Source organism: Actinosynnema pretiosum (assembly GCF_024171695.1).
GTDB lineage: Bacteria > Actinomycetota > Actinomycetes > Mycobacteriales > Pseudonocardiaceae > Actinosynnema > Actinosynnema pretiosum.
This window is the reverse complement of the sequence record NZ_JAMTCF010000007.1, coordinates 135714-148725: the sequence shown is the minus strand read 5'-3', so window position 1 is coordinate 148725 and position 13012 is coordinate 135714. Positions and strand designations below refer to the sequence as shown.

The 13012-nt window shown below is 71.3% G+C and carries 15 protein-coding genes and 1 tRNA gene; 3 read left to right on the top strand and 13 right to left on the bottom strand.

Translation table 11 applies throughout. The features are described 5' to 3' along the window. Positions 1-318: 318 nt before the first annotated feature. The 8 genes from LV78_RS16170 to rplJ all read right to left on the bottom strand — a co-directional run bounded on the left by LV78_RS16170 (position 319) and on the right by rplJ (position 6604). Positions 319-1098, bottom strand: a complete 780-nt coding sequence (locus LV78_RS16170; RefSeq protein WP_253846088.1) for a hypothetical protein — start codon at positions 1096-1098, stop codon at positions 319-321. Between the two features lie 803 nt (positions 1099-1901). Further along, positions 1902-2537, bottom strand: a complete 636-nt coding sequence (locus tag LV78_RS16165) for an Rv1363c family protein (RefSeq protein ID WP_253846087.1) — start codon at positions 2535-2537, stop codon at positions 1902-1904. A gap of 10 nt (positions 2538-2547) precedes the next feature. Further along, positions 2548-2706, bottom strand: coding sequence for a hypothetical protein (locus LV78_RS16160; protein ID WP_253846086.1), 159 nt, complete (start codon positions 2704-2706; stop codon positions 2548-2550). Next, positions 2703-3542 carry an MlaE family ABC transporter permease gene (locus LV78_RS16155; RefSeq protein ID WP_253846085.1) on the bottom strand — a complete coding sequence of 280 codons (840 nt, stop codon included), beginning with the start codon at positions 3540-3542 and terminating at the stop codon, positions 2703-2705. Before LV78_RS16155 ends, LV78_RS16160 begins: the two co-directional genes overlap by 4 nt. Before the next feature lies 1 nt (position 3543). Beyond that, entirely contained in the window at positions 3544-4326 is a 783-nt protein-coding gene (locus tag LV78_RS16150) for an MlaE family ABC transporter permease (protein ID WP_253846084.1), read from the bottom strand. Then, positions 4323-5414 carry an ABC transporter ATP-binding protein gene (locus tag LV78_RS16145; protein WP_253846083.1) on the bottom strand — a complete coding sequence of 364 codons (1092 nt, stop codon included), beginning with the start codon at positions 5412-5414 and terminating at the stop codon, positions 4323-4325. The genes LV78_RS16150 and LV78_RS16145 overlap by 4 nt, the downstream gene beginning before the upstream one ends. A 189-nt stretch (positions 5415-5603) precedes the next feature. Next, positions 5604-5987 carry a 50S ribosomal protein L7/L12 gene (gene rplL / locus LV78_RS16140; RefSeq protein WP_253846082.1) on the bottom strand — a complete coding sequence of 128 codons (384 nt, stop codon included), beginning with the start codon at positions 5985-5987 and terminating at the stop codon, positions 5604-5606. A 62-nt stretch (positions 5988-6049) separates the two neighbouring features. Then, positions 6050-6604, bottom strand: a complete 555-nt coding sequence (rplJ, locus tag LV78_RS16135; protein ID WP_015805312.1) for a 50S ribosomal protein L10 — start codon at positions 6602-6604, stop codon at positions 6050-6052. A 276-nt stretch (positions 6605-6880) separates the two neighbouring features. On the opposite strand from rplJ, the gene LV78_RS16130 reads away from it, so the two are divergent. Beyond that, on the top strand, positions 6881-7798 hold the full coding sequence (locus tag LV78_RS16130; protein WP_253846081.1) for a hypothetical protein: 918 nt from the start codon (positions 6881-6883) through the stop codon (positions 7796-7798). An 89-nt stretch (positions 7799-7887) separates the two neighbouring features. Here LV78_RS16130 and rplA read toward each other — a convergent pair whose 3' ends face one another. The 5 genes from rplA to LV78_RS16105 all read right to left on the bottom strand — a co-directional run bounded on the left by rplA (position 7888) and on the right by LV78_RS16105 (position 10633). Next, positions 7888-8604, bottom strand: coding sequence for a 50S ribosomal protein L1 (rplA, locus tag LV78_RS16125; protein ID WP_015805314.1), 717 nt, complete (start codon positions 8602-8604; stop codon positions 7888-7890). Positions 8605-8698: 94 nt separating this feature from the next. Then, the gene (rplK, locus tag LV78_RS16120) at positions 8699-9133 is read right to left on the bottom strand and encodes a 50S ribosomal protein L11 (RefSeq protein WP_015805315.1); all 435 of its coding nucleotides are present in this window, start codon (positions 9131-9133) and stop codon (positions 8699-8701) included. A gap of 108 nt (positions 9134-9241) precedes the next feature. Next, a complete protein-coding gene (gene nusG / locus LV78_RS16115) occupies positions 9242-10033 on the bottom strand; it encodes a transcription termination/antitermination protein NusG (protein ID WP_253846080.1) in 792 nt (263 codons plus the stop codon). Positions 10034-10118: 85 nt separating this feature from the next. Beyond that, positions 10119-10529, bottom strand: a complete 411-nt coding sequence (gene secE, locus LV78_RS16110) for a preprotein translocase subunit SecE (RefSeq protein WP_253846079.1) — start codon at positions 10527-10529, stop codon at positions 10119-10121. A gap of 31 nt (positions 10530-10560) precedes the next feature. Continuing rightward, positions 10561-10633, bottom strand: a tRNA-Trp gene (locus LV78_RS16105). Positions 10634-10824: 191 nt separating this feature from the next. On the opposite strand from LV78_RS16105, the gene LV78_RS16100 reads away from it, so the two are divergent. Next, entirely contained in the window at positions 10825-12066 is a 1242-nt protein-coding gene (locus tag LV78_RS16100) for a pyridoxal phosphate-dependent aminotransferase (RefSeq protein ID WP_253846078.1), read from the top strand. Between the two features lie 241 nt (positions 12067-12307). Then, entirely contained in the window at positions 12308-12919 is a 612-nt protein-coding gene (locus tag LV78_RS16095; protein WP_253846077.1) for an MmpS family transport accessory protein, read from the top strand. Positions 12920-13012 lie beyond the last annotated feature (93 nt).

Genomic DNA, 13012 nt, shown 5'->3' with positions numbered 1-13012 from the left:
AGGGCAAACGGAAAGAGGGCAGCGCAAAGGGGCAGTCTAGCTGCGCGCGCGCAGGCTGTCGAGAGGCACCTGGAAGGACCTTTCTCGTGCTCACCGACAGAGTGACCCGGACGACGCTCGCAGTCAAGATGCCACGCGACGATCACCCTCGTGGCGCACCGCGCGTTTACCGGACGTGACGGCCGTGACCTGCGGGAACGATGCGGAGGCGGTCGTCCGAAGCGGACGCGGGCGGTACGGGCGGGGGAAAACCGCCGGTCGGGACCGTGGAGCGGCAGCCGCGATCGTGTGACCCAAATCACTGGTTTTCAGCCTTGTTCACCCTGCGTTCGCACACTTGGCCAACTCCGCCGACTGCGCCACGTCCTGCCCGAACAGGTCCAGGCCGTCGACCAGCCAGCGGTCCCCCTCCTTGCGCGCCCCGACCCGCATCATCGCGACGCCGCCGCCGCTGCGGTTGTCGGTGGTGCGGGTGGTGACCTGGTCGAGGAAGAGCAGGACGGTGGCGCGGTCGCCGTCGAGCGAGGTGACGCCGCTGGTCACGGCCTTCACGGTGACCACCAGCTTCTGCTCGGGGGCGAGTTCGCGGACCGGGCCGGAGATCACCTCGTGCTGGCACTTCGCGCGCCCGACCAGCACCTCGCCCGCAGCGCGCTCGGCGGCGCCCGCGTCGGCGAAGTCGTAGGAGAAGGCCCGCTCGATCGCGGACCGCACCTGCCCGTCGACCTCGGCGGTCGCGGCGGCGTCCACGAGGGCGCGGTCGTGGGTGGCGCGGGGGGCCGAGGTCTGGAACCAGGCGCCGAGGGCGGCGAGGAGGGCGGAGAGCAGGACCAGGGCGGCGGGGAGCCGCCAGGAGCGGCGGGGCGGGGTGGGGGGCTCCGGGGTGGCGGCGCCTCCGGCGGGAGCACCGGCGTCGGTGACGTCTTCGGCGGGAGTCCCGACATCGGTGACGCCCTCGGCAGGAGTCCCGGCGTCGGTGACGCCCTCGGCAGGAGTCCCGGCGTCGGTGACGCCCTCGGCAGGAGTCCCGGCGGCCGTGGCGCCTTCAGCGGGAGTCCCGACGTTGGTGGCGCGCTCGCGGGACGACGGGGCGGACACGCTCCCGAACGGCAGGACGCGGTGCCCGCGCTTGCGCTTGGCGCGTGGGCGCGGCGGTTCGCCACCACCCGCGACCGGCGGATCACCCTCAGTCGCGGCCGGGGTGGCGGAACCGGGCCTGAGCGGCTTTGTGACGTTCTTGATCAACTCAGGTGAGTGATCGTTCCGGGAAGCGGCCACCGGTGGCTCCACGGCGCGTTGAGGGGCCGATTCGGGGGGCGGGGACGCGGACTCGACCGCTGATGCGGGCGCTCCGGGTGCTCCGGCCTCCGAGCCGGGCTCCGGGGCGGGCGTCGACGTGGCCGCTCCCCCGGCGCGCGTAGTCGGCGCGGGCGGATCACCGGCGAGCGGGGTCGCGCTTCCGGCGCGCGGCGCGGACCCGGTCCCCGCCCGTCGTGCGTCCGGGGTCTCCCCGTGCGGCGCGACCGTGCTGCCGCTCTGCGACGCGGGTAACTCCTCCCCGCCTGGCGCGACCGCGCCGCCGCCCTGCGATGCGGGCAGCCCCTCCCCGCCTGGCGCGACCGCGCCCCCACGTGGTGCGGAGGCCGATTCCTCCCCCCTCGGCGCGACCGGGGTCTCCCCGTGCGGCGCGACCGAGGTGTCGTCCTGCCGCGCGCTCGGGGCACCGGCGTTCGAGGTGCCTGCGTTCGGGATGCCGGTGCTCGGGTTACCGGTGCTCGGGGTGGGTGGTGGTTCCGGAGGCGCGGGTGGGCCGGGTTTGCGCAGGCCGGCGACCCTCGGCCTGGTCCTGGGCGGGATGGGGGTGGGGCGGCGGCGCCGGGGTGGCATCCGAGGTGCTCCTCTCACGCGCCGCCGGCCGCGACCGGACCCAGCGCGGCCAGCTTCCAGCCGGCGTCGGTCCTAATCAGCGCGGTCCGGTAGCGGTTGGTCTTCTTCACCGGTTGGCCGCCCTCCGGGGCGACGGTGGTCTCCACGACGGCGATCAGCGCTGCGGTGCCCGCTCGGGCGTCCAGCTCGGTCACGGCGGCGTCCAGCACCCGGCTGGTGGTGACCGTCCTCGCCTGCTCGATCTGCTCGCGCCGGGTCTCCCGCCCCTCCTCGACCTCGCGGCGCAGGTCGCCGGTCGAGCTGTCCAGCCACCGGTCCAGGTCCTCGTCGACCTCCCGGAAGTCGAGGGTGGTGAAGTTGACGACCCCGATCTGGCCGACCCTGAGCACCTCGTCCCGTTCCCGCGCGTAGGCCACCGAGTCACCGGTGGACGTGCTCCACCAGCCCAGCCCGGCCCACAGCGCGTACCCGGCGGACAGCACCACGAGCACCACCGCGACCGGGAGCGCCCACGCGCGCGAACCCGCGACCGGCGCACCCCCGGCCCGCGCCTCGCCCGCCTCCCGGTCCGCGCCGACGACCGACGCGTCCACCTCGTCCGCCGCGCGCACCTCCCCCTCCCGCAGGTCCGACTCGCGTGCTCCCGCCACGTCCCCTCCCTCAGCCCGGCAGCCCGGACAACTCGCCCACCCCGATCAGCACCCGCGCCCCGTCCTCCCCCGTCGCGGGCTCCCGCCCCGGCCGCGCGGGCGGGCAGCCCACCGCGAGCCGCCCGATCCCCTCCAGCGCGGCCACCTCCTGGCGGCGCGCGCGGCTCATCCGGCGATCCGCACCGTCGTGGTGGTGCCCCAGATCGCCAGGCTGAGGAAGAAGTCCAGCAGGCTCGTGGTGACGATCGCGGTGCGCACCGCCCGCCCGACCGCGACGCCCACGCCCGCAGGGCCGCCGGACGCCCGGTACCCGTAGTAGCAGTGCGTCAGGATGATGACCACCGCGAACACCAGGACCTTGCCGAACGACCACAGCACGTCCTCGGGTGGCAGGAAGAGCGTGAAGTAGTGGTCGTAGGTGCCCGCCGACTGCCCGTAGAAGTGCACGGTGACGGTCCGCGCGGCCAGGTACGAGGTGAGCAGGCCGATCACGTACAGCGGCACGATCGCCGTGAACCCGGCCACGATCCGGGTGGTCACCAGGTACGGCAGGCTCGGCACGCCCATGACCTCCAGCGCGTCGATCTCCTCGGAGATCCGCATCGCGCCGAGCTGCGCGGTGAACCCGGACCCGACCGTCGCCGACAGCGCCAGGCCCGCCACCAGCGGCGCGATCTCGCGGGTGTTGAAGTAGGCCGAGACGAACCCGGCGAACGCCGAGGTGCCGATCTGGTCGAGCGCGGTGAACCCCTGCAGGCCCACGACCGTGCCGGTGAACACCGACAGGCCCACCATCACGCCGATCGTGCCGCCGATGACGGCCAGCGCGCCGCTGCCGAAGCTCACCTCGGCGAGCAGCCGCAGCACCTCGCGGTGGTAGCGGGTGATCGCGCGGGGCGTCCAGGCGAGCGCGCGCAGGTAGAACCACAGCTGGTCGCCGAGGGAGTCCAGCCCCCGCAGCGGCGCGCCCGCGACGCGCCGCGCCCGCTCACCGGTCGTGGCCACGTCAGCTCCCCTTCGCGGGCACGACCTGGAGGTAGATCGTGGTGAGGACGAAGTTGGCGAAGAACAGCAGCAGGAACGTGACGACCACGGCCTGGTTGACGGCGTCGCCGACGCCCTTGGGGCCGCCCGCCGGGTTGAGCCCCCGGTAGGCGGCGACGATGCCCGCGATGAACCCGAACACCAGCGCCTTGAGCTCGCCGATCCACAGGTCCGACAGCTGCGCGAGCGCCGAGAAGCTGGCCAGGTACGCGCCGGGCGTGCCGTCCTGGAGGACGACGTTGAAGAAGTAGCCGCCCATGACGCCGACGACGCTGACCATGCCGTTGAGCAGCACCGCGACCACCATCGCGGCCAGCACCCTGGGCACCACCAGCCGGTGCACCGGCGAGACGCCGAGCACCTCCATGGCGTCGATCTCCTCGCGGATCGTGCGGGAGCCGAGGTCGGCGCAGATGGCGCTGCCGCCCGCGCCCGCGATGAGCAGCGCGGTCACGATCGGGCTGGCCTGCTGGACGATCGCCAGCACGCTGGCCGCGCCGGTGAACGACTGGGCGCCGATCTGCCTGGTCAGCGAGCCGAGCTGGAGGGCGATGACCGCGCCGAACGGGATGGACACCAGCGCGGTCGGCAGCACCGTGACGCTGACCAGGAACCAGCACTGCTGCACGAACTCGCGCACCTGGAGCGGTCGCCGGAAGGAGGCCGCGACCACCTGGCCCGCGAGCGCGAACAGCCTGCCGGTCTCGCGCAGCAGACCGGCTCCGGGTAACGCCGGGGTGCTCACGCGAGGTCCCCCGGTCCGGTGCGGGGAGCCAGCGCTCCGGCGGGCCGCTCGTCCACCCGCGTCGGCGGGTTCGCCGGTCCCGCGAGCGCGGCGTAGCGCTGCCGCTCCTGCGGGGTCAGGCTGGCCACGATGCCCTGCCTGGCGCGCGGCGGCAGGGTGTGCAGGACGTCCATGACCCGGTCCTTGCGCCTGCGCACCGCCCGCCTCGGCGGCAGGCCGGGCGTGGGTTCGAGCTGCGGGACGACGCCGCGCACGTCCTCGTCCGGCGGGCCGTCCGCGTGCCCGGCCGCGCGGTGCGCCAGCTCGGCGGCGATGGTGGCCTGGTCCTTCTCCTCGGACATGCCGATCGGCCCGTTCCTGCGGCCGTTGAGGAACTGCGCCACCACCGGTTCCTCGCTGGTCAGCAGCACCTCGCGGGGCCCGAACACGACCAGCTCGCGGCGGAACAGCATCCCCAGGTTGTCCGGGACGGTGCGGGCCACGGTGATGTTGTGCGTGACGATCAGGATCGTCGCGTCGATCTGCGCGTTCAGGTCGATCAGCAGCTGGCTCAGGTACGCGGTGCGCACCGGGTCGAGCCCGGAGTCCGGCTCGTCGCACAGGATGATCTGCGGGTCGAGCACGAGCGCCCGCGCCAGCCCGGCCCGCTTGCGCATCCCGCCGGAGATCTCGCCGGGCAGCTTCCGCTCGGCCCCGACGAGGCCGACCATCTCCATCTTCTCCAGCACGATCCGCCGGATGCCGGTCTCGGACTCGCGGGTGTGCTCGCGCAGCGGGAACGCCACGTTGTCGTAGAGGTTCATCGAGCCGAACAGCGCGCCGTCCTGGAACAGCACGCCGAACAGCTTGCGGACGCCGTACAGCTCCCGCTCGGAGCAGCGGACCAGGTCAGTGCCGTTGACGGTGATGCTGCCGCGCTCGGGCTTGAGCAGCCCGACCAGCGACTTCAGGAACACGGACTTGCCCGTCCCGGACGGGCCCAGCAGCACGCTGACCTCGCCCGCGGGCACGGTCAGCGACACGTCCCGCCAGATGTTCTGCCCGCCGAAGGACTTCGTGAGGCCCTCGACCACCACCTCGACGCCCATCCCACCTCCCCGTCGCCGCCGTCGTCGGCCGCGCCGCCGTGACATCCAGCACGTGAGCGTCTTCACAGTGCAACGAGGCGCTCCCTAAGGGGTTACTCCTCGGTCGGGGGAACGTCAGTAACGGAAAGGCAACAAAAAAGGGCGGGTCCCCCGAATGGGGGACCCGCCCTTGAAGCGCAGAGCGTCAGATCACTTGAGCGAGATCTTGGCGCCGGCAGCCTCGAGCTTCTCCTTGGCGGCGTCGGCGACGTCCTTCGCCACGTTCTCCAGGATCGGCTTCGGAGCGGCCTCGACCAGCTCCTTGGCCTCCTTCAGACCCAGGCCCGAGACGACCTCGCGGACGACCTTGATGACCTGGATCTTCTTGTCACCGGCGGACTCGAGGACGACGGTGAAGTCGTCCTTCTCCTCGACCTCGACGGCGGCAGCGGCGGCCGGGCCGGCGGCGACGGCGACCGGAGCAGCGGCGGTGACCTCGAAGGTCTCCTCGAACTGCTTCACGAAGGCCGACAGCTCCAGGAGGGTCATCTCCTTGAACGCGTCGAGCAGCTCGTCGGTGCTGAGCTTCGCCATGGTGGCGGTCCTTTCTGTTCAACGCCCGAACTGCGGCCGGACGCGGAGTCTGGTTGGTGTGATCAGCTCTCGGCGGGCTCGGCGGGAGCGTCGGCGGGCGCGTCGGCCTGCTTCTTCTCCACCAGAGCAGCGGCCAGGCGAGCGACCTGGGAGGCGGGGGCGTTGAACAGACCCGCGGCCTTGGCCAGGTTGCCCTTCATCGCGCCCGCCAGCTTGGCGAGCAGCACCTCACGGCTCTCGAGGTCCGCGATAGCGGTGACCTCGTCAACCGAGAGGGGGCGGCCATCCATGTAGCCGCCCTTGATGACCAGGGCCTTGTTGTCCTTCGCGAAGTCGCGCAGGGCCTTCGCCGCGTCGACCGGCTCGCCCTCGACGAACGCGATCGCGGTCGGGCCGACGAGCAGGGCCTCGAGGCCCTCGACGCCCGCGTCCTCCGCGGCACGCTTGACCAGCGTGTTCTTCGCAACGGTGTAAGTGGTGCCCGCGCCGAGAGCGCGACGCAGCGTGGTGAGCTGCGCCATGGAGAGGCCACGGTACTCGGTGACGACAGCGGCCGAGCTACCGCGGAACTTGTCCGACAGCTCGGCGACGGCCGAAACCTTGCTGGGCTTCGCCATGATCGCCTCCTCTCTGGGCTTGGTGACGCCGATCAGCCGAGAGGTCCGCGTTCTGGGCACAAAAAAACGCCCCTGCGCAGCAGCACAAGGGGCGGACTTGATCGCGGCGAACCGCGACCGGGTCTTTCCTCGTCCTCCTGCGCGGGTCGCCCGCTGTACCAGCGGGACCTTCGTCCTCACGCCCGAGAGGGCGCGATGAGACCAGCGGTCTTGGGTGGAACACGGCAAGCGTAACCGACGCTTCCCCGTTGGACCAAATCCGGGATGATGATGGTTGTGACGGACGAGCAGCGCCCACCTGACCTCGACCCTGAGCAGCTCCGCCGGTTCCAGGAGTTCCAGCGGTTCCAGGAGTTCGAGCGCTTCCAGGAGGCGCAGCGGCAACAGGGCGCGCTCCCGCCCGGCGGCGCGGACCCCGAGCACCTGCCCCAGGTCGTCGAGGGCAGCGCGGTCGACCGGGGCCCGGTGACCGACCCCCGGCTCGCCGAGGGCGCTCCCGGCGTCCCGCCGCAGCAGCCGCCGCCCGGTCCGCACCCCGGCCCCGTGCACCCCGGCCCTGGGCACGGCGGGCACCCCGCGCCCGGCTACCCGCCCCCCGGCTACCCGGCGCCGTACCAGCAGCCGTACCCGCCGCCCGCGCCCGCCGTGCACAAGGGCAAGCCGTGGTGGCAGCACGTGCTGGCCAGCAGGCTGGTCCGGCGGCTGGTGACCCTGGGCGTGCTGCTGCTGGTGCTCCAGTACTTCTACGACCAGCACTTCGGCGGCGAGCAGCCCGGCGACCTCGCGCAGACCGCGGGCGGTCCGACCGGCGAGGCCGTGGAGATGGCGCCGGACACGCCGGTGAAGACGATCGCGAAGCTGTACGGCGACGTGGGCTCCGGCCGGGTCCGGGCGTGCAAGGTGCTGTTCAGCGAGGACGCCGCCAGGGACGGGTTCGCCTCGGCCTTCGGCGCGGGCACCTGCGAGGAGGCGTTCGCCGCGCTCAAGCCGCAGGTCACGCACGTGACGAACTACAGCGGCATCTCGTTCTCCAGCGAGCTGTACAAGACGCCGACGACCGACGTCGTGGTGGTCAGCTCCTGCGAGGCGGTGGTGTCCGGCGGTCCGAGGCTGGGGAAGTTCACCGTCACCAAGCAGACCAACGAGAAGTGGATGATCTCGGCCTACGAGCAGGAGACCTGCGCGCAGCCCTAGCGCTCCCCCACGTCCCCCGAAGTCCCGGAGAAGCGCAGAACCCCCGGTCTGGTGACCGGGGGTTCTGCGTCAGCTCAGGTGCGGGACCGTCAGACAGCGGCCTCGTCGGAGAGCAGGTTGCGCGTGCGGTTCGGGTCCACGGGGATGCCGGGGCCCATCGTCGTCGAGACGGTCACCTTCTTGACGTACCGGCCCTTCGCGGCGGAGGGCTTGGCACGCAGGATCTCGTCCAGCGCGGCGGCGTAGTTCTCGACCAGCTTCTCCGGGTCGAACGACACCTTGCCGATGACGAGGTGCAGGTTCGCCTGCTTGTCGACGCGGAAGTTGATCTTACCGCCCTTGATGTCCGTCACGGCCTTGCTGACCTCGGGGGTCACCGTGCCGGTCTTCGGGTTCGGCATCAGGCCACGCGGGCCGAGGATGCGGGCGATGCGGCCGACCTTGGCCATCTGGTCCGGCGTCGCGATCGCGGCGTCGAAGTCCAGCCAGCCGCCCTGGATGCGGGCGATCAGCTCGTCGGTGCCGACCGCGTCCGCACCGGCGGCCTCGGCCTCGGCGGCCTTGTCACCCGTGGCGAAGACGATCACGCGGGCGGTCTTGCCCGTACCGTGCGGCAGGTTCACGGTGCCGCGGACCATCTGGTCGGCCTTGCGCGGGTCGACGCCCAGCCGGATGGCGACCTCGACGGTCGCGTCCAGCTTCACCTTGGAGGTCTCCTTGGCGAGCTTGGCGGCCTCCAGCGGCGAGTACAGCCGCTCCCGGTCCACCAGCTCGGCGGCGTTCTTGTACGCCTTGCTGCGCTTCATGCTTCTGTCCTTCTGAGTGGATCAGTAGTGGTCGGGGCCGCGCTCGGCCCTCCCACGCTGTCGGGGTGCCCCGCGAACGGGGCGCGGAGGAGGGTCAGCCCTCGACCGTGATGCCCATGGAGCGGGCGGTGCCGGCGATGATCTTCGCGGCCTGGTCGACGTCGTTCGCGTTCAGGTCGACCATCTTGGTCTGCGCGATCTCGCGCACCTGCTCCATGGTCACCTTGGCGACCTTGAGGCGGTGCGGCTCGCCCGAGCCCTTCTCCACGCCCGCGGCCTTGAGGATCAGCTTCGCGGCGGGCGGGGTCTTGAGCTTGAAGTCGAACGACCGGTCCTCGTAGACCGAGATCTCGACCGGCACCACGGTTCCGCGCTGCGACTCGGTGGCCGCGTTGTACTGCTTGCAGAACTCCATGATGTTGACGCCGTGCTGGCCCAGCGCGGGGCCGACCGGCGGGGCCGGGTTCGCGGCGCCGGCCTTGATCTGCAGCTTGATGACCGCTGCGAGCTTCTTCTTCTTGGGTGGCATCTCAGTGCTTCCTCTATTGCGGTGTCCGCGCGCGGCCCTGCCAGCCGCAGCGTGGCTGCCCGCTCCCCCTGTGGTCCCCCCGGCTCAGACCGGGGGGAGGGAGGCGGATCAGATCTTGGAGACCTGGCTGAACGACAGCTCGACCGGCGTCTCGCGACCGAAGATCGACACGAGGACCTTGAGCTTCTGGCCGTCCGCGTTGACCTCGCTGATGGTGGCGGGCAGCGTCGCGAACGGACCGTCCATGACGGTGACCGACTCGCCCACCTCGAAGTCCACCTCGACGGTCGACTTGACCGGGGTGCTCGCGGCCTTCTTGCCCGCGGCGGGCTCCTGCTTGCCCTGGGGGAGCAGGAACTTCAGCACCTCGTCGACGGTCAGCGGCGACGGCTTGGAGGTCGCGCCGACGAACCCGGTGACACCGGGCGTGTTGCGCACCGCGCTCCAGGAGCCGTCGTTCAGCTCCATGCGGACCAGGATGTAGCCGGGCAGCACCTTGCGCTGCACCTGCTTGCGCTGGCCGTTCTTGATCTCGGTGACTTCCTCGGTCGGCACCTCGACCTGGAAGATGTAGTCCTCCATGTCGAGCGTCTGGATGCGCGTCTCGAGGTTGGTCTTGACCTTGTTCTCGTAGCCTGCGTACGAGTGCACGACGTACCAGTCGCCGGGCGCGCGGCGCAGGGCCTCGCGCATCTCGGCGGCCGGGTCGGCGGACTCGGCGTCGATCGGGGTGCTGTCGAGGTCGACGACGTCGACAGCGGCGTCAGCGGTGTCCTCGGCGGAGACCTCGGTGGTGTCCTCCGCCGCCTCGACCTCGACGCGCTCCTCCCCGGTGCCGGGGTCCCGCTCGTCGGTCAGGTCGGTCAGCTCCTGGGCGCTCGCGCCGTTCTCGGAGGTCACTGTTGGTCTCGCTTCCTTTCGTGCATCACGTGCCCAGCCTGTCACAGCCCCGCGACGTCTGCGGGGCGGACCGGGCGAGCCGGCGTCAGCCGAACAGCCAGAACACGCCCTCGGCGAAGGCGATGTCCAGACCGAAGACCAGCGCCGTCATGAAGGCCACGAAGACCAGCACGACCGAGGTGTAGGTGACCATCTGCTTGCGGGTCGGCCAGATCACCTTCCGGAGCTCGCCGACGACCTCGCGGATGTAGCGGAAGAAGCGCGCGAAGATGTTCGGGCGCTTCTCCTTGCCCTCGCGAGAGCGGGTCGGCTTGCCCTTCTTCGCGGAGTCCGAGGTGGAGTCCACCTTGTCGGACTTCGACTCCGCGGAACGTCCGGCGTCCTTTCGGGACGCCGGACGCGCGGTGCCACGGCGCTCGCGGCGCGCGGCGGCGGTGACCGGCCGGGACGCGTCTTCGCGCTTTTCCGGCTGGCCCTGCTCGCGGCCCTCGCTCATGCCGTCCTCCGCTCACCATCGCGTTTCGACGCAGGGGCGACAGGACTTGAACCTGCAACCTGCGGTTTTGGAGACCGCTGCTCTGCCAGTTGAGCTACACCCCTTTGGGTCCTCGCGGACCCCTGGCGGGAGACGCCTTGCACCCCCCTCACGAGGCCTTGTGGAGACCCTGTGAGGTGTGATGGGGCGTTCCAAGACCGGAAGCATACTGCACAACCCCGCCGATCTTCCAACTTGCCCGGTCAGCGGGGGTGCGGACGCGGGTATCGGGGGCGCGTCTGCCACGATTGGCGCCATGGCTGAGCCTGAGACGACCCCCGCGCCCACCGCCCCCTCGCACCCCCGGATCTCCCGGCGGATCGGGGGCATCGCCGAGTCCGCCACGCTGGCGGTCGACGCGAAGGCGAAGGCGCTCAAGGCGGCGGGGCGACCGGTGATCGGGTTCGGGGCGGGCGAGCCCGACTTCCCGACGCCGGAGGCGGTCGTGGCCGCCGCCCAGGCCGCGTGCGCCGACCCGCGCAACCACCGCTACACCCCGGCCGCGGGCCTTCCCGAGCTGCGCGAGGCCGTCGCCGCGAAGACCAAGCGCGACTCCGGCTACGAGGTGGCCGCGAGCCAGGTGCTGATCACCAACGGCGGCAAGCAGGCCGTCTACCAGGCGTTCGCGACCATCGTCGACCCCGGTGACGAGGTGCTGCTGCCCGCGCCGTACTGGACCACCTACCCCGAGGCGATCACCCTCGCGGGCGGCGTCCCGGTGCAGGTCACGGCGGACGAGACCACCGACTACCTGGTGACCGTCGAGCAGCTGGAGGCGGCCCGCACGCCGCGCACGAAGGTGCTGCTGCTGTGCTCGCCGTCCAACCCGACCGGCTCGGTCTACAGCCGCGAGGCCATCACCGCGATCGGGCGGTGGGCGCACGCCAACGGCCTGTGGGTGATCAGCGACGAGATCTACGAGCACCTGGTCTACGACGGCGCCGAGGCGGTCTCGCTGCCGGTGGCCGTGCCGGAGATGGCCGACCGCACGATCGTGCTCAACGGCGTGGCCAAGACGTACGCGATGACCGGCTGGCGGGTGGGCTGGCTGATCGGCCCGGCCGACGTGGTCAAGGCCGCCTCGAACCTCCAGTCGCACCTGTCCTCGAACGTGTCGAACGTCGCACAGCGCGCCGCGCTGGAGGCCGTGTCCGGCTCGCTGGACGCCGCGCACGCGATGCGCGTCGCGTTCGACCGCAGGCGTCGCCTGATCGTGGAGCTGCTGTCCGCGATCCCCGGCGTGGAGTGCCCCACCCCGACCGGCGCGTTCTACGTCTACCCGTCGGTGAAGGCGCTGATCGGCAAGGAGCTGCGGGGCCAGGAGATCACCGACTCGGTGACGCTGGCCGCGCTGATCCTGGAGCACGCCGAGGTCGCCGTGGTCCCCGGCGAGGCGTTCGGCACCCCCGGCTACCTGCGCCTGTCCTACGCGCTCGGCGACGAGGACCTCAAGACCGGCCTCGACCGCATGGCGAAGCTGCTCGCCGAGGTGAAGTAGCTCACCGAAGCCCCACCCCGAAGGCGGTCCCCGACAGGGGGCCGCCTTCGGCGTTCCACCCCCTAAAAAGGGGAACCCGAAAGGGCGAAAAACGCGGTATTTCACGGTGAACCCCGGCCTAACGCCCCCTCCGATGGGGTCCAAATGCCCTATTGAGGTTTCGGCCGTTAACAAATTCTTGGCGATCACGACTAATCCGTCGTCCGGCTCGCCGAGAGCCACCGCACCACGGGAGTCACCGATGTCCTACCCCCAGCAGCCCACCCAGTACGCGCCGCAGGGCCACCCGCAGCCCGCGCAGAACGGGCTCGCGACCGGCAGCCTCGTCCTGGGCATCGTGGGCCTGCTGCTCAGCTTCATCCCGATCATCGGCCTGGTCGCCTGGCCGCTGGTGATCGTCGGCCTGATCCTCGGCCTGGTCGCCGTCTCGAAGCTGAAGAAGAACCCCGCCAACAGCAAGGGCCTCGCCATCAGCGGCACCGTGCTGTCCGCGCTGGGCCTGCTCGTGTGCATCCTCTGGGCCGCTGCCTTCGGCGCGACCGTGAACGAGGTCGACAAGCAGTCCGAGCGCGAGGTCACCGTGGTCTACGAGGTGACCGGCGAGGCCCCGTCCGTCTCGGTGAACTACTCGACCTTCGGTGACGGCAACATGCAGAACAGCAGCGAGGACGTGACCACCCTGCCGTGGTCGAAGGAGCTGAAGACCAAGGGCCTGTTCAGCGGCGGCTCGCTGACCGTGAGCACGGGCGCCGAGGGCGGCTCGGTGACCTGCAAGGTGACCGTCGACGGCCAGGAGCAGAAGACCTCCACCGCCTCCGGCCCGTTCGCCATCGCCTCCTGCAGCGGCTTCTGAGCGTCTCCTCGGGTGTCACACGTTCGGGGGTAGTCCGCTAACGGGCCCGCACCGCTCCCGATGCCCCGTGCGGAGCGTCCGCATCGACGGAGG

What these genes read in the sequence shown, in the direction of transcription:
- LV78_RS16160 (WP_253846086.1), bottom strand. Translation starts at nt 2,706, where the DNA reads ATGAGCCGCGCGCGCCGCCAGGAGGTGGCCGCGCTGGAGGGGATCGGG.
- LV78_RS16145 (WP_253846083.1), bottom strand. Translation starts at nt 5,414, where the DNA reads ATGGGCGTCGAGGTGGTGGTCGAGGGCCTCACGAAGTCCTTCGGCGGG.
- rplL (WP_253846082.1), bottom strand. Translation starts at nt 5,987, where the DNA reads ATGGCGAAGCTCAGCACCGACGAGCTGCTCGACGCGTTCAAGGAGATG.
- rplJ (WP_015805312.1), bottom strand. Translation starts at nt 6,604, where the DNA reads ATGGCGAAGCCCAGCAAGGTTTCGGCCGTCGCCGAGCTGTCGGACAAG.
- rplA (WP_015805314.1), bottom strand. Translation starts at nt 8,604, where the DNA reads ATGAAGCGCAGCAAGGCGTACAAGAACGCCGCCGAGCTGGTGGACCGG.
- rplK (WP_015805315.1), bottom strand. Translation starts at nt 9,133, where the DNA reads ATGCCACCCAAGAAGAAGAAGCTCGCAGCGGTCATCAAGCTGCAGATC.
- secE (WP_253846079.1), bottom strand. Translation starts at nt 10,529, where the DNA reads ATGAGCGAGGGCCGCGAGCAGGGCCAGCCGGAAAAGCGCGAAGACGCG.
- LV78_RS16100 (WP_253846078.1), top strand. Translation starts at nt 10,825, where the DNA reads ATGGCTGAGCCTGAGACGACCCCCGCGCCCACCGCCCCCTCGCACCCC.
- LV78_RS16095 (WP_253846077.1), top strand. Translation starts at nt 12,308, where the DNA reads ATGTCCTACCCCCAGCAGCCCACCCAGTACGCGCCGCAGGGCCACCCG.